We start from the raw sequence: 14758 nt of genomic DNA on the forward strand, positions 1-14758 counted from the left end.
ATGTCCGGCCGTCTGTGGTTCTTCCGACGCTGGCGGCCGCGCTCCCTGCAGGCGCGCCAGATGCTTGCCGCGTCCGTGGGCCTGGTCGCGTTCCTGGCGCTGGCCGGTTACGCGCTTGACGCCGCCTTTGCCGATACGGCCAAGGCGAACCTGCGCGAGCGCCTGAAGAACTACGCCACCGCCTACGCGGCCGGCATCGACTTCACCCGCGACCGCTCGCTGTACATCCGCGAGCAGCCGCCGGACTCGCGCTTCGACGTTCCCGGCAGCGGCCTGTACCTGCAGGTGGTGATGCCGCACGGCAAGGGCAATTCGATGTCCGCCGAAGGCCCGATGCTGCCCACCGTCGGCGGCGGCCTGCTGGCGCCGCGCCAGGAAGTGTTCGAAGGCCCGCTGCCGATGATCCAGATCGACGGCAGCCAAGGCTCGGTGTACCGCTATGGCCTGGGCCTGGTGTGGGACGCCGACGCCGACCCGGCCACCGAATTCCCGTACACCATCTACGTGATGGAAGACTCGCGCGCACTGGGCGCGCAGCTGCGGGTGTTCCGTGGCCGTGTCTGGTTCTACCTGGGCGGCATCGGCCTGATCCTGCTGCTGCTGCAGACCGTCATCCTGCAGTGGAGCCTGCGCCCGCTGCGGCGGGTGATCACCGAGCTGACCAAGGTGCAGCGCGGCGAGACCGAGCGCATGAGCGAGCGCCACCCGCGCGAGCTGGAGCCGCTGACCGACAGCATCAACGCCTTCATTGAAAGCGAGCGCGAGAACCTCGAGCGCCAGCGCAACACCCTGGCCGACCTGGCGCACAGCCTGAAGACCCCCATTGCGGTGCTGCGCACGCAGATGGACAGCGGTGCCGGCGATGGCGCGCTGCGCGAGGAACTGGACGTGCAGCTGCAGCGCATGAACAACCTGGTTTCGTACCAGCTGGCACGTGCTGCGTCATCGGGCCACAAGCTGTTCTCCGCACCGCTGCCGATCGAGTCCAACGCCGAGGAAATCGTGCGTGGCCTGGAAAAGGTCTACGCCTCCAAGGGCGTGCTGTGCGAGTTCGACATCGACCCTGCCGCGCGCTTCCACGGCGAACCGGGTGACCTGCAGGAACTGCTTGGCAACCTGCTGGAGAACGCCTTCAAGTGGGCCAACCGCCGCGTGTTGCTGACCGCGCAACCGCTGCCCGCCCCGAACGCGCGCCGCGCCGGCCTGCTGCTGGCCGTGGACGACGATGGCCCGGGCATTGCCCCGGACGACATCGGCAAGGTGCTGCAGCGTGGCGTGCGTGGCGACGAGCGCGTGCAGGGCCACGGCATCGGCCTGTCGATCGTGCAGGACCTGATCAAGGATTACCGCGGCGAACTGGCCGTAGGCCGTTCCAGCGAACTGGGTGGGGCCCGTTTCGAAGTGCGTCTGCCGCCGGGGCCGTGATCCACGTCGCCGGGCCATGCCCGGCGGACCCGTGAATCACCCCACCATCTTCGGCGGCTCGCCATACAACCGCCGCAGCTGCTCCGCCACCTCCGGCAACGCCTGCTGCAGCACATCCGGCGCCGAGAAGTGGTACTCGCTGGCCACCGCGAAGAACTCCTCCGGTGCCTCGGCCGCGTACGGGTCGATCAGCGTTTCCTCACCCGCGTCCACCTGCGCACAGAACGCATCGTAGGCGCGCTGGAAAATGCCCGCCCATTCGCGCTGCCATTCGCGCGGCAGCGGTGGCGTGCCGTCCATCGCGCCATCCAGCGCATCCAGCTTGTGCACCATCTCGTGCACCGCCACGCAGTAGCCCTCGTGCGGCGCGGCCAGCTCGGCCTGCACGTCGGCCCAGGACAGGATCAACGGGCCGCTGTCCCACGACTCGCCGATCAGCTCGTCATCCCATTCGTGCAGCACGCCGGCCGCATCCATGTGGCTGCGGTGCACGCGGAACGCATCGGGGTAGACCACCAGCTGCGACCAGCCTTCCAGCCCCACTTCGCCGAATTCCAGCAGCGGCAGGCAGCACAGTGCGGCCAGCAGCACGCCATCGCCGGCGTGCAGCTGCAGATCGCCGATCGGGGTAATGGTCTTCTCGTGCAGGAAGCGGGTGGCCAGCACGCGCAGGCGTGCGCGGCGTTCGTCGTCCAGGCCGTGCAGCCAGGCCGCGCGGCGGCAGGCCTCATCCCACAGTGCATCGTCGATCGGCCGCGGCGCAGGCCGCAGCCACTGCAGCAACGACTTGATCAGCGGAACATTCCCGGCAGGTAGCTGTGCCACTTCGGCGCACGGATACGCTGCAGCACGTCGTCGTCGCTGCCACCGCCGCCAGTGCTGGTGTTGGCTGCCGGGCGAACGGATGCGGGCTTTGCCGCCGCCGAGGCCGTTGGGGTCGGTGCACGCTGCGAGGCGGGATCACCGTTGGAAGACACGCAGGCCCCGCGGCTGTCGTCCAGCGCTGCCGTCGCAGACGCCGCGAAGGGCATCGTCAGCAGGATCAGGCAATGGGCATAACGGCGCATTGACGACATCCACGTTAAGGGAAGGTGAGTTCCCGATTCTAGCCCGAACCCGGCGCCCCGTTGGAAGCCCTCGCGGAACCCAGCGTGGCGGGCGTCGTTGGCGGCTTTCCCGCATAATTCCTTCCTGACTTCGTGGAAGCTGCCGTGGACGACCGCCAATTGCTGGCCAAACTCGCTGCCGGTCGCCTCTCCGGCGACGCCCTGGCCCGTGAGCTGGGCCAGACCCGGGCGGCCATTTGGAAGCGTATTCAAGGACTTAGAGCCGCCGGTGTAGACATCGAGGGCCGTGCTGGCGAGGGCTATGGCCTGACCCGGCCGGTCGATCTGCTGGACCCGGCCACGATCCGCGCCGGCCTCCCCGCCGACGCGCAGGCCCTGCTGCATGACCTGCAGGTGGCCTGGACAGTGGACTCGACCAACGCCGAATTGCTGCGTTGCAGCGCGCCCCAGCGCGGGGTGAGCGTTCTGCTGGCCGAACGCCAGACCGGCGGCCGGGGTCGCCGCGGCCGCACCTGGGCCTCGCCACTGGCAGCGCACGTCTATCTGTCGGTGCTGCGCCTGTACTCCGGTGGCCTTGGCCGCCTGGCCGGGCTGAGCCTGGTGGCCGGCATCGCCGTGGCCGAAGCGCTGCACGACCTGGGCTACACCCAGGCACAGCTGAAGTGGCCGAATGACCTGATCGTTGATGGCCGTCGCAAGCTGGTCGGCCTGCTGGCCGAGGGCGGTGGCGAATACGCCGGCCCGGCGCGGGCAGTGATCGGCATCGGCATCAACACGCACATGCCGCCGTCGTTTGCCGAGCAGATCACCCAGCCATGGGTGGATCTGGACACGTTGGCTGGCAAGCCGGTGGATCGCAACGTCGTGGTTGCCGCCGTACTCGCGCGCCTGTTGCCGGCACTGGAAGAATTCGACCGCGAAGGACTGGCGCCCTTCCTGCCGCGCTACGCCGCCTTCGACATGCTGGCCGGCCGCGAAGTACGGGTGGAGCTGGATGGGCAGTGGCAGCACGGCACCGCACTCGGCCTGGCCGATGACGGCGCACTGCGCGTGCGCATCGATGGCCAGGAGCGCCTGCTGCACGCCGGCGAAGTCAGCGTGAGGGCGGCATGAGCGATTGGTTGTTCGACCTCGGCAACTCGCGCTTCAAGTTCGCGCCGTTGCAGGGTGACCGTGCCGGCGACGTGCAGGCCTGGGCGCATGGCGCCGAAGGCATGGCCGGGCAGCCGCCGCACAGCCTGCCCAGTGGCAGCACCGCGTTCGTCGCCAGCGTGGCCGCGCCGTCGCTGACCAGCGCCATGCTGGACCAGCTGCAGTGCCGCTTCGCGCACGTGCACGTGGTGCGTACCAGCGCCGAATGCGCCGGCGTGCGCATTGCCTATGCCAAGCCGGAAAAGTTCGGTGTCGATCGCTTCCTGGCCCTGCTGGCTGCGGCCAAGGCGCAGCGCCCGGTGCTGGTGGTGGGCGTGGGCACCGCACTGACGATTGATCTGCTCGACGCCGACGCCCAGCACCACGGTGGCCGCATTTCCGCATCGCCCACCACCATGCGCGAAGCACTGCATGCCCGCGCGGTGCAGCTGCCGGCCACGGGCGGTGATTACAGCGAATTCGCCAACGACACCGCCGACGCGCTGGCCTCCGGCTGCGATGGTGCGGCCGTGGCGCTGATCGAACGCAGCGCACAGCAGGCGGACGCGCTGCTGGGCGTGGCACCGTCGCTGCTGGTGCACGGCGGCGGCGCACCGGCGCTGATGCCGCTGCTGCCCGGCGCCGACTACCACCCGTCGCTGGTGCTGGATGGCCTCGCCCGCTGGGCGGTGCACCAGCCCGCAGGCTAGTATCCGCGCATGCTGACCCGTGCCCTGATCGTCGTACTGGCCATCCTCAATCTTGGCGTCGCCTGCTGGTGGCTGCTGCGCGATGCGCCGCAGAAGCCTGCGCCGCCGCCGCAAGCGCCCGGCGTGGCCGAGCTGCGCTGGGTGCCCGGTGGCGTGGATGCCACCGCCGCTGCCGAAGCCACGGCCGCCGCGCCGACCGCGCCGCTGATAGAACGGGAACCGGCCGAGAAGACCGCTGTGGCAGCGACGCCTGCGCCGGCCGTGCCGGCCAAGCCTGAGGCCACGTCGGTTGCCGCAGCTGCCAAGCCGGTGACGCCGCCCGCGCCGACCCCGACCCCGACCCTGGCGCCGGAAAAGCCCGCGCCCCCGCCTGCCGCCGCCGAGCCGCCGCGCTGTGTCGCACTGGGGCCGTTTGCTGACCGCGCCGCCGCCACCAGCGCGCAGGGCAACGCCGGCAACGTCATCAGTCAGGTACGCCTGCGCGAACAGCCTGCCGCCAGCGGCAGCGCCCGCTACCGGGTGATGCTGCCGGCCGGCGCCAACCGCGAAGAGGCCCAGGCCACGGTCAAGCGCATCGTCGCCGCCGGCCTGAGCGACTACTACATCATCAGCCAGGGCGAGGACATCAACGCCGTGGCGCTGGGCCAGTACCGCAACCGCGAAGGCGCCGAGCGGCGCATGGCTGCCGTGCAGGCTGCCGGCTTCCAGCCGCGCCTGGTGGCCAGCGGCGACGCCGGCCAGTGGTGGCTGGAGGGGCAGCTGGCGGCGGGCACGCAGCCGGCCCAGGCCCAGCAGCGCAGCGGCGCGGCACAGAGCCGGTCGCTGGAATGCGCAAGGTTGCGCTAGAATTCCCGGACCGCGGCGCTGCCGCCGGTGATGCACCCATGCCGCTTTAGCTCAGTTGGTAGAGCAACTGTCTTGTAAACAGTAGGTCATCCGTTCGATTCGGATAAGCGGCACCATCCCCTATGAGTCGGCGTCTCTTTGCGCTGCTCCAGGCACTCGCCCGGCGGTTCGAAGGACGGAAGATCCGCTGTCTCGACAGCCCTACCTTGAGAATGATGGTCCATCCTGCGCATGAACCTGCTGCGCTGGTGGCTGTTCAAGATTTGCGGCCAACGCTTCAGCGCGATGAAGGGACTCTGCTTCGGGCGAGCGAAGCGCGTCCATCGTATTCATGGCTCCGCGGCGTTGGGCAGGATCGTCCATCGCTCCCTCGACGATGAATACTTTCTCGCCACGTGCAAGGGACTCTGTCGGGTTGTTCAGTACAACGTGGTCAACTCTTGAAAACCCTTGCTCCTTCGCGAGCACCAACAGACTCGCGGACATGCGCTGGCTCGACTCATCCCACTGCTTCCCGCTCTCGGCGTCCAGGCGTTCCACACCCGCTCTTATCTGCATGTAGAGAGAGCGGTCAGCGTTGCCGAGTTCAGCTACAGAGGAAGCTGTTCGCTGCACTGAGAGTGAGTCGTCGGCGACCACGGCGACTCTCTCGCCAGCCGAAGTGCGCTCGGCGTCAAATTCTGGCTCGGGCCTACGTCGACGCTGCGTGGGTGCTATGTGCTGATCCTAGTGCGCGCCATAGTAAAGCTCGTATGTCGCATGAGGACCCACAGAAGGAGCCTCCGTTTTGAACACCTCAGCGATCTGTCCAAGCGCCTGGTTTCGATTGATCCGCCCGGCCTGGAGTTCAACGGCAATGACTCCATACTGTTGCGGTCGATTACCCGTACCCGACACGCCAATGTCCGGTTCACCGGCCGCAATGAGTTCACGCTGGACCTGGACATTACTGAGCGTCGCAGCGGCTTCTCCGCGTAGCAGGGTGTTTACATAGGATTGCTTGGACGTCCGATCTGGTTGCTCGGTGAAGAGATGATGCCCAACTTCATGAGAAAGAGAACGTGCGATTCTGGGGCCCTGCCCGATGGCGTTCTCGTCAATGACGATCTTCACACCGGGAACAAGATAGGTGCCGCCACCGGCTGGCCCCCATTCGACACCCAGGTTGTCGTGATCAGCCTGTGCAAGACCCGCTCGAAGTGTTGGGGATTTGGTCAGAAGCGGTGCCAGCGAGGGATCAACCAAAGGCGAAGCCGGACGACGTGTTGCCCCTGGTCGGCCACTCTCCTGCGGCTGTGACAGTGCAGATTCTTCAGTACGCTCCATGGTGCGGCTCTTTCGCAATGACAGGGATCAGCGCTGACTGATCGATACGTAGGTCAGCGTCTTGTGGTCAAGGGAGAGCCCGAGTACAACCTTGGCACTGTTCACCTGAGCAGACCAGTAAGGGCGGGAATCAGGCGCATCCGGGTGGGGTGGATACATGGCGGATTCCTCCCAGATGATTTCCTCGAGCGCGATGCTCGGTGGTGCGACCTCAAAGATCAATGTCGCGTGCGTAGGATCGTCGGCAGGACTTCTCAGCGTGATGTTCTGGATACCAAGTCCGCCCAGCATGCCGCGTTCTGCGGTCCGCTCGTCCCTCAAGCCTTGTCGAGTTGGCTCTCCCAGGTGCGTGTGGAGCTGTTCATTCAATGCGTCGACATCATCAAAACGCAACTTGGTCAAACGCTCGATATCGTTCTTGAACCGCTCCATACCAGTTTCACTCCCTGATTCGACGGGCCGTTTTTGATTCAGATGATCTGATGGGGGCGGCGGCGCGGCGCTCGTACATGCTGCCAGCACAAGCGCCGGAACAGCGATCGCGAGGCGACGACGCACTGCTATCCAGAGGTGGCGCCGAAGTCCACGTTCTGATGAAGAAGCGCATTTCTCGACCCATGCATTCATGAAAGCATCTCGCGCGCCAATGTCACACTCTTGAATCTAGCACAGCATTTTGTGAGCGCGGATCGGGTACGAGTGAACAATGAGCTGCTGAAAGCGCACCCGATTCCACTTTCCAATCTGAAAAGACGGGGCGTCGGCTGCGAGGGAGGGAGTGCCAGACGGGAGGCCGAGCACAGCTCCATGCGTGCATTCCCGATAGTTGAAAGACTGTAGCCAGTAGGCTACAGTCCTCCATGAAGATCCAGCGTACCCGTCAGTTCGCGACATGGATTGACGCTCTCAAGGACGTAACCGCACGCGCTCGCATCCTGGCCCGTATCGGTCGGCTCGCTGAAGGCCATCCCGGTGATCACCGCTATCTGGCGGATGGCGTTTCTGAATTGCGTATCGATGCAGGACCGGGTTACCGCGTTTACTACACCCAGCGCGGCAGGCAGTTGGTGATTCTCCTGGTTGGAGGCGACAAGGGTTCGCAGCGGCGCGATATCGAGAAGGCCAGGGAGATTGCGCGTGCCCTGTGAGCGTGGAACTGGCTGTCGACGAAACGACTCAATACCGAAGTACCGGAGCTGTCCCATCATGGCCATCAAGAGAAAAGTCGAACTCAAATCATTTGATGTGGCCGAGCATCTTCGGACGCCGGAGGAAATGGCGGCTTATCTCGACGCCTGCATCGAAGAAAGCGACGGCGATTCTGCCTTCATCGCCAAGGCGCTCGGCGATATCGCCCGCGCTCAGGGGATGAGCAAGGTTGCGCGTGCGGCGGGTTTGTCGCGCGAGAGTCTGTACCGCGCACTGTCGGGCGAGCGCAGCCCCGATTTCGCCACCATCCTGAAGGTAACCCGGGCCCTGGGTGTGCGATTGCATGCCAGCGCTGTGTAAAGCATCAGGGCATTTCGCTCAAGCTCGGCGATCTCAGAAAGTCTGGCGCGGACAGGTTCAATCAAACCGGATGATGCGGATCAACCCTCTTGTCGACGATCCGTCTCCGAAGGCGGCCACCGTGCCACAGCGGAATACCTCTTTCGCACCGTCATGGTTGACGAATGAGATCGTGCAGTGTGCCCGCGTGCCCGCGTGCCCGGCGCGATGCGGGTGATGGCGCGATCATTCAGCACGAAGCTGTACCACATGAGTTCAGGGCTTATCGAAAGCGCGATGGGGCGCGCGGTGGCGGCGATCATCTCGGCAGCAGCGCCGCCGCGCGAATCCACTTCGTCCAGCCGCAGCTCAACGAGAACAGGTTTCAGGTTTGGATAGGGTGTGCTCATGCCAGCAGCGGTTCCGCCTGATTCGATAGCCGGGGTGGCGATGCGTTGAACCTGTGCGTTGGGAATCCCACTGTTCTGCATTATTGAGCCCCCTGCACCTGCAACGCCACATACTCCGCCAGTCCCCGGCAGGCCAGCATCAGCCCTTCGCGCACGCCGTCGCCGATATCGTCCTTCTCTTCCCCATCCACGCGCACGCGCTCATTGGCGTGGTACAGCTCCAGCAGCGACACCAGGCCCACGGCGGCGCGATCCCTGCGTGCGGCGGCCACGGCGTGGCCGGGCGTGCTGGATGGCCCCTGCCACGGCTGTCCGTCGGCGGCATCTCCGGCCTGGATGCGGCGCAGGCAGACGGGCAGGTTGATCGGCGCGGGCGCATCGTTGGCGGCGGCAAAGGCGGCTTCCAACGGCTGCGCCAGTTCGAGCGGCAGATGCAGGGCGGCGTCGCCCAGCGTGGCGGTCAGATAGGGGTAGAGCGTCTTGGACATGCGGGCATCCTCGTCAGGCACAGAGGCGCCGCCACGATAGGGTGGCGGGCGATGCGTGGCTTCCAAGACCGGAGATCGATGAGCCGGCGGGCACAGGGCCCCCACGCACCGCCCGCCGTAGACCGGCGAACGGATTGCCAGCCGGCGCCGCTCCTGGGAGGACGACGCCGGCTGGCAAGCGTATACAGCTTCAATCAAACGGGCTTGGAAGACCCGGCCACCTCTGCAGGTGGCGATTCATCATGCGCACGCCAAACCCCCGTCTGCCAGTCGATTGTTTCGATGGCATCGGGTGATCTGAAAGGAAAAATGAATTATCGCGATTGGCCTGTTCCCGCCGCTGCGATGCCGAAACCGACATATCGCGCAGTGCCATCATCCGCTGGAGATCGGTAGGTCTCAGCGCGGTTGCGAGGCCTGGCAAGGCCTACCAAGTGAAGCTGGCTTAACAGCCCAGGTAGAGCGCCACGGCCACCATAGCAAACACAACCCCCAGAACGCGCACCCGGATATTGATTCTCCTCACACACCGCTCCCGACTTCTCACCGCATACTTCGGGCACATACCTTTCAGGACCCGCCCATGCGTCGCCACGCCCTGCCGCTCACCGTCGCACTGTTGTCCACCGCGTTCGCAGTCCCGGCCATGGCCGCCGTGCCGTTCTTCAACGCCAGCTGCCCGGGCGGCATCGATGTGCACGCCGATGAGGGCGGGCCGGTCTACGTGCAGGGCCGCGAGACGGCGTTGAAGCGCTTCAACGACCGCTATTTCGAAGCACGCGATGCCAACAGCGGCATCACCCTGTCGATCAGCCGCAACGATGACGGCTCGCCGCAGGTCAGCTACACCGGCCGGGGCGGCGCCAATGGCATCTGCCAGGTCAGTAGCAGTGGTGCGCCCGCGCCCGCCGCAAACAGCGCGCGCCCTCGCGATGGCGCTGCCGGGGACGCCGCGCTACCGCGCGAAGTCACCTGCGAATCCACCGGCCAGCAGCAGGTATCGTGCGATCTGAATACCCGTGGCAACGTGGAAATCGTGCGCCAGCTCAGCCACACCCGCTGCGAACAAGGCCAGAACTGGGGCCTGTCGCGGCATTCGGTGTGGGTGAATGGTGGCTGCCGTGCGGTCTTCCGCAATGTGTCCAAGGCGGCCAACAGCGCGGCGCCGGGCGATACCGCGCTGGGTTCCTGCAATATGAGCAAGGGCGCGCAGGGCACGCTGGTCACCCAGATGCCGGTGGGCAGCGATTACCAGGAACTGATCATCGATTATCCGGATGGCCGCTTCCTGTGCATGATGCGCAACAACGGCCAGGTGCAGAGCGTGACGCCACTGCGCCGACGCTGACGGCAGTACGAGCAGCGCTGCTGAAGGGGAGCATCACGGAGGGCAGTGCGGTCGCCTGCCCTGCTGCACCGCCGCGAGTGGTGTCACACAGCTCTGGCTAGACTGTGCTTCTTTTTCCCCCGCAGGAGGCACCCATGGCCCATCCCATTTCCGTATCGTTGATTGGCGTACCCACCGACGTGGGTGCCGGCCATCGCGGTGCTCGGCTGGGGCCGGAAGCGCTGCGCGTGGCGGGCCTGCCGGAGGCGCTGGAAGCGCGTGGCGTGGACGTGCGCGACCTGGGCAACCTGGATGGCCCGCGCAACCCGTGGACCGCGCCGGTGGAAGGCTATCGCCACCTGGATGAAGTGGTGGCGTGGAACCACGCGCTGATGGAAGCCAGCTACGCCGAACTGCAGGCCGGCCGCATGCCCATCATGCTCGGTGGCGACCACTGCCTGGGCATCGGTTCGATCACTGCCGTGGCGCGCTGGTGCCGCGAGCAGGGCAAGACCCTGCGCGTGCTGTGGCTGGATGCGCATTCGGACTTCAACACCAGCGACGTGACCCCGTCGGGCAACATCCACGGCATGCCGGTGGCCTGCCTGTGTGGTCTCGGCCCGGATGCGCTGACCCGCCTGGGTGGCAGCGCGCCGGCGATCACCCCGGCGCAGATGCACCAGATCGGCATCCGCTCGGTGGACCCGGAAGAAAAGCGCCTGATCAAGACCCACAAGGTGGATGTCTATGACATGCGCTACATCGACGAGAACGGCATGAAGCGAGCGGTGGAAGCGGCGCTGGCCGGCATCGACGAAAACACCCACCTGCATGTCAGCTTCGATGTGGACTTCCTCGACCCGAGCATCGCCCCGGGCGTGGGCACCACGGTGCCGGGTGGGGTGAACTACCGCGAGGCGCAGCTGGTGATGGAGATGATCGCCGACACCGGGCGCATGGGTTCGCTGGACATCGTCGAGCTCAACCCCTTGCTGGACAAGCAGAACGCCACCGCCGAACTGGCCGTGGACCTGGTCGAAAGCCTGTTCGGCAAGTCCACCCTGATGCGTGACTGAGCTCTCCGCCTGAACGGATCTGTGATCCGTTCACACCCGCTCCACGCCCCTGCCGCCAGATTGCACTTCACGCGGCGGCAGTGGCATTGGCTCCTTCCGCCGAGCGACCGAACCCCATCCGCGAATAAAGCGGTATAGCGGCGAACCCAAGGAGAAGCCCATGAAGCGCGTAGTTGCCCTGATGCTGTTGTCGATGTTCTCGGTGGCCCTGCTGGCCGGTTGCAACACCGTTGCCGGTGCCGGCAAGGACGTGCAGAAGGCTGGCGAAAAGGTTGAGGATGCCGCCAAGGGCCGTTGAGCCTGAAGTGGAACGGAAAGAAAAAAGGCCGGGGATCTCCCCGGCCTTTTCTGTTGCGCGTTTTCTCCAGCGCACGTGTCGAAGCGTAGTGAACCATTCAAGCAGGTGAGCATCCATTTCATTGCCGGTTGACCAGCACTCAACAGCCGCTGCGCGATGCTGGAGCCACGGTAAGAACGCCGTTGCAGCCAAGGATTCCCAGCAATGAACAAAGACATCATTTCCGGCAAGTGGTCGCAGCTGAAGGGCAAGGCCCAGGCCAAGTGGGGCGATCTGACCAACGACGATTTCGATGTGGCCGAGGGCAATGCCGAGTACCTGGCCGGTCGCCTGCAGGAACGTTATGGCTGGGCCAAGGACCGCGCCGAGAAGGAAGTGCGTGAGTTCCAGGACAGCGTGAGCAAGGACTACCCGGACTACAAGTAAGCGCGACGGTTTCCCCCACAACACAACGCCCGCACCGAGAGGTTGCGGGCGTTGTGTTGTCTGGGCGCGAGGATCAGCGTGCCGGCGGGTCGGGCACGTAGCGGTTCGGGAAGGCCTGCGGTTCGCGCGGCAGGCGCGAGGGTGCATCGACCAGGATGCCGCGCGCACGCAGGTTGCGGGCGCTGTCGTAGCGCAGCTGCAGCACCTGGGCCGGACTGCGGCTGGCGCGCTCGAAGTCGGTATCGCGTACCGAGGACTGTTCGCGTGCGCCGTGGCCGGTCCCCAACGCAGGGGCCTGCGACTTGCTGGCATAGCCCTCGATGCGGCTGGCACTGGCATCGGCGGCAGCCTCAGCCTGCGCGGCCGGCGCCGGCAGCGGCACGCCACGGCGCAGGATCGGCTCCGGACGCCAGCGGCGCGCCTCCTCGAACACCGCAACGCCGACCACGCCGATGTTGTCCGGGCGGCCGGTGCGGCTGGCATAACTGCCGCTGGGGCTGCTGAACACGAACTGCGCCACTTCGTCCTGGCTCTTGCGCCAGCCGGTGATGTCGGCGCGCTGGCCGGGGTTGAGCACGTAGCCGGTCTGCGAAGGATCGGCATCCTCGCCGGAGATGGCGTTGATGCCGTCTACCGACAGCACCACCAGCACCCGGCGCGGGCTGTCGTTGTACAGGCGCACGGCGTAGCGGTGGCCGCGCTCGCCGGCCACCCAGCGCTGGCCTTCGGCGGGGTAGCTGCGCAATTCGGTGCCACGGTCGCGGTCGACCAGGGCCATGCGCACCGGGCCACCTTCATACATTGGCGGCGGGGGCGGGGCCGGACGGAAACCGGCCAGGGGCAGGATCAGCAGCAGGGGCAGCAGGCGTTTCATCGGGCGTCTCCAGCGGGGTTGGGTGAATGAACGCGCCGCAGGCCCTGACGGGGTTGACCGTTGGCACGGTAAACTGGCCCCGTTCATCGAAGGTTTCCCCACGCAGTCATGACGACCCGAGTCCTTACCGGCATCACCCCCTCCGGCACGCCCCACCTGGGCAACTACGTTGGCGCCATCCGTCCGGCCATCGCGGCCAGCCGCGCCCCGGGGATCGAGAGTTTCTTCTTCCTGGCCGACCTGCACAGCCTGATCAAATCCCAGGACCCGCAGCGCACCCAGCGCGCGACCCTGGAGATCGCGGCCAGCTGGCTGGCCTGCGGCCTGGACCCGGAACACGTGTGGTTCTACCGCCAGAGCGACATCCGCGAGACCACCGAGCTGATGTGGTTCCTGACCGCCATCGCCAGCAAGGGCATCCTCAACCGCGCGCACGCCTACAAGGCGGCGGTGGACAAGAACCGCGAGGAAGGCGTGGATGAAGATGCAGGCGTCAGCGCCGGCCTGTTCATGTACCCGGTGCTGATGGCCGCCGACATCCTGATCTTCAAGGCCAACCAGGTGCCGGTGGGCCGCGACCAGATCCAGCACATCGAGATGGCGCGCGACTTCGCCCAGCGCTTCAATCACGTGTACGGCAAGGAGTATTTCCCGCTGCCGGACGTGGTGATCGACGAGCAGGTGGCGACGCTGGCCGGCCTGGATGGCCGCAAGATGAGCAAGAGCTACCACAACACCATTCCGCTGTTCGTGCCGCGCGAGGAGCTGAAGAAGCTGGTGTTCTCGATCCTGACCGACTCGCGTGCACCGGGCGAGCCGAAGGACACCGAAGGCTCGGCCCTGTTCCAGATGTACCAGGCCTTCGCCACCCCGGAACAGACCGCCGAGTTCGCCAAGGCCTTTGCCGCCGGCATCAGCTGGGGTGATGCCAAGCAGCAGTTGTTCGAACGCATCGACAGCGAACTGTCGCCGCTGCGCGAGCGCTACAACGCGCTGATGGCCGAGCCGGAAAAGATCGAAGCGCTGCTCAAGCGCCGTGGCCAGCAGCTGCGCGAGCAGCTGGCGGCACCGCTGCTGGACGAGCTGCGCCATGCGGTGGGCCTGCGCGACCTGTCCACCGCGGGCGACATCGCCAGCGAGGACGCCCGCGTGGCCCGCGTGGCACCGCCGCTGTTCAAGCAGTACCGCGAACAGAATGGCCGCTTCTACTTCAAGCTGACCGCCGGCGACGGCACGCTGCTGATCCAGAGCGAAGGCTTCGATTCGCCACGTGACGCCGGCCAGCTGATCGCGGTGATCAAGCAGGCCGAGCAGGGCGACCAGCTGCAGAGCGAGCTGTTCAAGCTGGAGGCCGAGGTGGATGCGGTGCTGGCCGCGCTGGCGGCGCTGCGCGAAGCGGCCTGACCTGCTCGCCCTTGTAGAGCCGAGCCCACGCTCGGCTTGGCGGAAAAGCAGCCGAGCATCGGCTCGGCTCTACAGGGCATTGCACCCATGGCATGATGCCCACGCGCCTCCGGCGCGATGACATGGAGTCTGCGATGGCCTGGTTGTCGCTGCTGCTGTTCCTGCCCTGGTTCCTGCTGCTGGGCAGCCTGTACTGGCTGTTCCCGCGCCAGCCGCGTACTGCGCGCCGGCGCCTGTTCGATGGCACCACCCTGCTGCTGGCATTCGCGCTGAGCATCGTCTCGATGCTGTGGGGGCACCGCATCGGCGTGGTGCAGCCCGGCGCCGGCCCGATCTGGCCGCAGGTGCTGGCGGTGCTCTACGCCTACGGCGCATTCCTGGCGGTGCTGGTGCTGGCTCTGTTGCTGCGGCCGCGCTGGCTGGACCGGTAACCCTGCCTCTGTGGAGTCGAGCCATGCTCGA

20 protein-coding genes and 1 tRNA gene are annotated in these 14758 nt (G+C 66.2%); 13 read left to right on the forward strand and 8 right to left on the reverse strand.

Annotated elements, in window-relative coordinates; all coding sequences use genetic code 11:
* Positions 1-1425 carry an ATP-binding protein gene (locus AASM09_RS01260; RefSeq protein ID WP_032953760.1) on the forward strand — a complete coding sequence of 475 codons (1425 nt, stop codon included), beginning with the start codon at positions 1-3 and terminating at the stop codon, positions 1423-1425.
* A 36-nt stretch (positions 1426-1461) separates the two neighbouring features.
* On the opposite strand, the gene AASM09_RS01265 is transcribed toward AASM09_RS01260, so the two are convergent.
* Positions 1462-2250 (reverse strand): zinc-dependent peptidase, encoded by a 789-nt coding sequence (locus tag AASM09_RS01265; protein ID WP_180849127.1) that lies wholly within the window; start codon positions 2248-2250, stop codon positions 1462-1464.
* Positions 2217-2492, reverse strand: a complete 276-nt coding sequence (locus AASM09_RS01270; protein WP_049431392.1) for a hypothetical protein — start codon at positions 2490-2492, stop codon at positions 2217-2219. Before AASM09_RS01270 ends, AASM09_RS01265 begins: the two co-directional genes overlap by 34 nt.
* 144 nt (positions 2493-2636) lie before the next feature.
* On the opposite strand from AASM09_RS01270, the gene birA reads away from it, so the two are divergent.
* The 4 genes from birA to AASM09_RS01290 all read left to right on the forward strand — a co-directional run bounded on the left by birA (position 2637) and on the right by AASM09_RS01290 (position 5295).
* Positions 2637-3605 carry a bifunctional biotin--[acetyl-CoA-carboxylase] ligase/biotin operon repressor BirA gene (birA, locus tag AASM09_RS01275; RefSeq protein WP_049431395.1) on the forward strand — a complete coding sequence of 323 codons (969 nt, stop codon included), beginning with the start codon at positions 2637-2639 and terminating at the stop codon, positions 3603-3605.
* The gene (locus AASM09_RS01280) at positions 3602-4333 is read left to right on the forward strand and encodes a type III pantothenate kinase (RefSeq protein WP_049431400.1); all 732 of its coding nucleotides are present in this window, start codon (positions 3602-3604) and stop codon (positions 4331-4333) included. Before birA ends, AASM09_RS01280 begins: the two co-directional genes overlap by 4 nt.
* Before the next feature lie 9 nt (positions 4334-4342).
* Positions 4343-5179 carry an SPOR domain-containing protein gene (locus AASM09_RS01285; protein WP_049431404.1) on the forward strand — a complete coding sequence of 279 codons (837 nt, stop codon included), beginning with the start codon at positions 4343-4345 and terminating at the stop codon, positions 5177-5179.
* A 40-nt stretch (positions 5180-5219) separates the two neighbouring features.
* A tRNA-Thr gene (locus AASM09_RS01290) sits at positions 5220-5295 on the forward strand.
* A gap of 85 nt (positions 5296-5380) precedes the next feature.
* Here AASM09_RS01290 and AASM09_RS01295 read toward each other — a convergent pair.
* From AASM09_RS01295 to AASM09_RS01305, 3 genes are all read right to left on the reverse strand, one after another.
* Entirely contained in the window at positions 5381-5818 is a 438-nt protein-coding gene (locus AASM09_RS01295; RefSeq protein WP_152906600.1) for an XVIPCD domain-containing protein, read from the reverse strand.
* 87 nt (positions 5819-5905) lie between these two features.
* Entirely contained in the window at positions 5906-6505 is a 600-nt protein-coding gene (locus tag AASM09_RS01300; protein ID WP_152906601.1) for a hypothetical protein, read from the reverse strand.
* A 27-nt stretch (positions 6506-6532) separates the two neighbouring features.
* Positions 6533-7132: a hypothetical protein gene (locus AASM09_RS01305; protein WP_152906602.1), complete on the reverse strand. Its 600-nt coding sequence runs from the start codon at positions 7130-7132 to the stop codon at positions 6533-6535.
* A gap of 233 nt (positions 7133-7365) precedes the next feature.
* Here AASM09_RS01305 and AASM09_RS01310 point away from each other — a divergent pair, with 233 nt between their 5' ends.
* Together AASM09_RS01310 and AASM09_RS01315 are read left to right on the forward strand one after the other, a co-directional pair.
* The gene (locus AASM09_RS01310; protein ID WP_049431461.1) at positions 7366-7653 is read left to right on the forward strand and encodes a type II toxin-antitoxin system RelE/ParE family toxin; all 288 of its coding nucleotides are present in this window, start codon (positions 7366-7368) and stop codon (positions 7651-7653) included.
* A gap of 58 nt (positions 7654-7711) precedes the next feature.
* Positions 7712-8014, forward strand: a complete 303-nt coding sequence (locus AASM09_RS01315) for an addiction module antidote protein (RefSeq protein ID WP_049431463.1) — start codon at positions 7712-7714, stop codon at positions 8012-8014.
* A gap of 80 nt (positions 8015-8094) precedes the next feature.
* On the opposite strand, the gene AASM09_RS01320 is transcribed toward AASM09_RS01315, so the two are convergent.
* Positions 8095-8403 (reverse strand): hypothetical protein, encoded by a 309-nt coding sequence (locus AASM09_RS01320; RefSeq protein WP_238378671.1) that lies wholly within the window; start codon positions 8401-8403, stop codon positions 8095-8097.
* Positions 8404-8483: 80 nt separating this feature from the next.
* A complete protein-coding gene (locus AASM09_RS01325) occupies positions 8484-8891 on the reverse strand; it encodes a hypothetical protein (RefSeq protein ID WP_049431464.1) in 408 nt (135 codons plus the stop codon).
* A 583-nt stretch (positions 8892-9474) separates the two neighbouring features.
* Between AASM09_RS01325 and AASM09_RS01330 the strand changes: the two genes are divergently transcribed.
* The 4 genes from AASM09_RS01330 to AASM09_RS01345 all read left to right on the forward strand — a co-directional run bounded on the left by AASM09_RS01330 (position 9475) and on the right by AASM09_RS01345 (position 12018).
* Positions 9475-10239 carry a DUF3011 domain-containing protein gene (locus AASM09_RS01330; protein WP_049431466.1) on the forward strand — a complete coding sequence of 255 codons (765 nt, stop codon included), beginning with the start codon at positions 9475-9477 and terminating at the stop codon, positions 10237-10239.
* Between the two features lie 134 nt (positions 10240-10373).
* Positions 10374-11294: an arginase gene (gene rocF, locus AASM09_RS01335; protein ID WP_049431469.1), complete on the forward strand. Its 921-nt coding sequence runs from the start codon at positions 10374-10376 to the stop codon at positions 11292-11294.
* Between the two features lie 160 nt (positions 11295-11454).
* Positions 11455-11592, forward strand: a complete 138-nt coding sequence (locus AASM09_RS01340) for an entericidin A/B family lipoprotein (RefSeq protein ID WP_005407710.1) — start codon at positions 11455-11457, stop codon at positions 11590-11592.
* 204 nt (positions 11593-11796) lie between these two features.
* A complete protein-coding gene (locus AASM09_RS01345) occupies positions 11797-12018 on the forward strand; it encodes a CsbD family protein (RefSeq protein ID WP_004137109.1) in 222 nt (73 codons plus the stop codon).
* 73 nt (positions 12019-12091) lie between these two features.
* On the opposite strand, the gene AASM09_RS01350 is transcribed toward AASM09_RS01345, so the two are convergent.
* Entirely contained in the window at positions 12092-12892 is an 801-nt protein-coding gene (locus AASM09_RS01350; RefSeq protein WP_049431474.1) for a hypothetical protein, read from the reverse strand.
* Between the two features lie 108 nt (positions 12893-13000).
* On the opposite strand from AASM09_RS01350, the gene AASM09_RS01355 reads away from it, so the two are divergent.
* Both AASM09_RS01355 and AASM09_RS01360 read left to right on the forward strand, forming a co-directional pair.
* Positions 13001-14296 (forward strand): tryptophan--tRNA ligase, encoded by a 1296-nt coding sequence (locus AASM09_RS01355; protein ID WP_049431477.1) that lies wholly within the window; start codon positions 13001-13003, stop codon positions 14294-14296.
* Positions 14297-14430: 134 nt separating this feature from the next.
* On the forward strand, positions 14431-14727 hold the full coding sequence (locus tag AASM09_RS01360) for a hypothetical protein (RefSeq protein ID WP_049431481.1): 297 nt from the start codon (positions 14431-14433) through the stop codon (positions 14725-14727).
* The last annotated feature ends 31 nt before the right edge of the window (positions 14728-14758 follow it).

Source organism: Stenotrophomonas maltophilia, assembly GCF_039555535.1.
Lineage (GTDB): Bacteria > Pseudomonadota > Gammaproteobacteria > Xanthomonadales > Xanthomonadaceae > Stenotrophomonas > Stenotrophomonas maltophilia_Q.

Excerpts from the sequence above, each read along its gene's own strand:
- AASM09_RS01260 (WP_032953760.1), top strand. The coding sequence starts at position 1 with ATGTCCGGCCGTCTGTGGTTCTTCCGACGCTGGCGGCCGCGCTCCCTG.
- AASM09_RS01270 (WP_049431392.1), bottom strand. The coding sequence starts at position 2,492 with ATGCGCCGTTATGCCCATTGCCTGATCCTGCTGACGATGCCCTTCGCG.
- AASM09_RS01280 (WP_049431400.1), top strand. The coding sequence starts at position 3,602 with ATGAGCGATTGGTTGTTCGACCTCGGCAACTCGCGCTTCAAGTTCGCG.
- AASM09_RS01285 (WP_049431404.1), top strand. The coding sequence starts at position 4,343 with ATGCTGACCCGTGCCCTGATCGTCGTACTGGCCATCCTCAATCTTGGC.
- AASM09_RS01300 (WP_152906601.1), bottom strand. The coding sequence starts at position 6,505 with ATGGAGCGTACTGAAGAATCTGCACTGTCACAGCCGCAGGAGAGTGGC.
- AASM09_RS01305 (WP_152906602.1), bottom strand. The coding sequence starts at position 7,132 with ATGAATGCATGGGTCGAGAAATGCGCTTCTTCATCAGAACGTGGACTT.
- AASM09_RS01310 (WP_049431461.1), top strand. The coding sequence starts at position 7,366 with ATGAAGATCCAGCGTACCCGTCAGTTCGCGACATGGATTGACGCTCTC.
- AASM09_RS01315 (WP_049431463.1), top strand. The coding sequence starts at position 7,712 with ATGGCCATCAAGAGAAAAGTCGAACTCAAATCATTTGATGTGGCCGAG.
- AASM09_RS01320 (WP_238378671.1), bottom strand. The coding sequence starts at position 8,403 with ATGAGCACACCCTATCCAAACCTGAAACCTGTTCTCGTTGAGCTGCGG.
- AASM09_RS01325 (WP_049431464.1), bottom strand. The coding sequence starts at position 8,891 with ATGTCCAAGACGCTCTACCCCTATCTGACCGCCACGCTGGGCGACGCC.
- AASM09_RS01330 (WP_049431466.1), top strand. The coding sequence starts at position 9,475 with ATGCGTCGCCACGCCCTGCCGCTCACCGTCGCACTGTTGTCCACCGCG.
- rocF (WP_049431469.1), top strand. The coding sequence starts at position 10,374 with ATGGCCCATCCCATTTCCGTATCGTTGATTGGCGTACCCACCGACGTG.
- AASM09_RS01340 (WP_005407710.1), top strand. The coding sequence starts at position 11,455 with ATGAAGCGCGTAGTTGCCCTGATGCTGTTGTCGATGTTCTCGGTGGCC.
- AASM09_RS01345 (WP_004137109.1), top strand. The coding sequence starts at position 11,797 with ATGAACAAAGACATCATTTCCGGCAAGTGGTCGCAGCTGAAGGGCAAG.
- AASM09_RS01350 (WP_049431474.1), bottom strand. The coding sequence starts at position 12,892 with ATGAAACGCCTGCTGCCCCTGCTGCTGATCCTGCCCCTGGCCGGTTTC.
- AASM09_RS01355 (WP_049431477.1), top strand. The coding sequence starts at position 13,001 with ATGACGACCCGAGTCCTTACCGGCATCACCCCCTCCGGCACGCCCCAC.
- AASM09_RS01360 (WP_049431481.1), top strand. The coding sequence starts at position 14,431 with ATGGCCTGGTTGTCGCTGCTGCTGTTCCTGCCCTGGTTCCTGCTGCTG.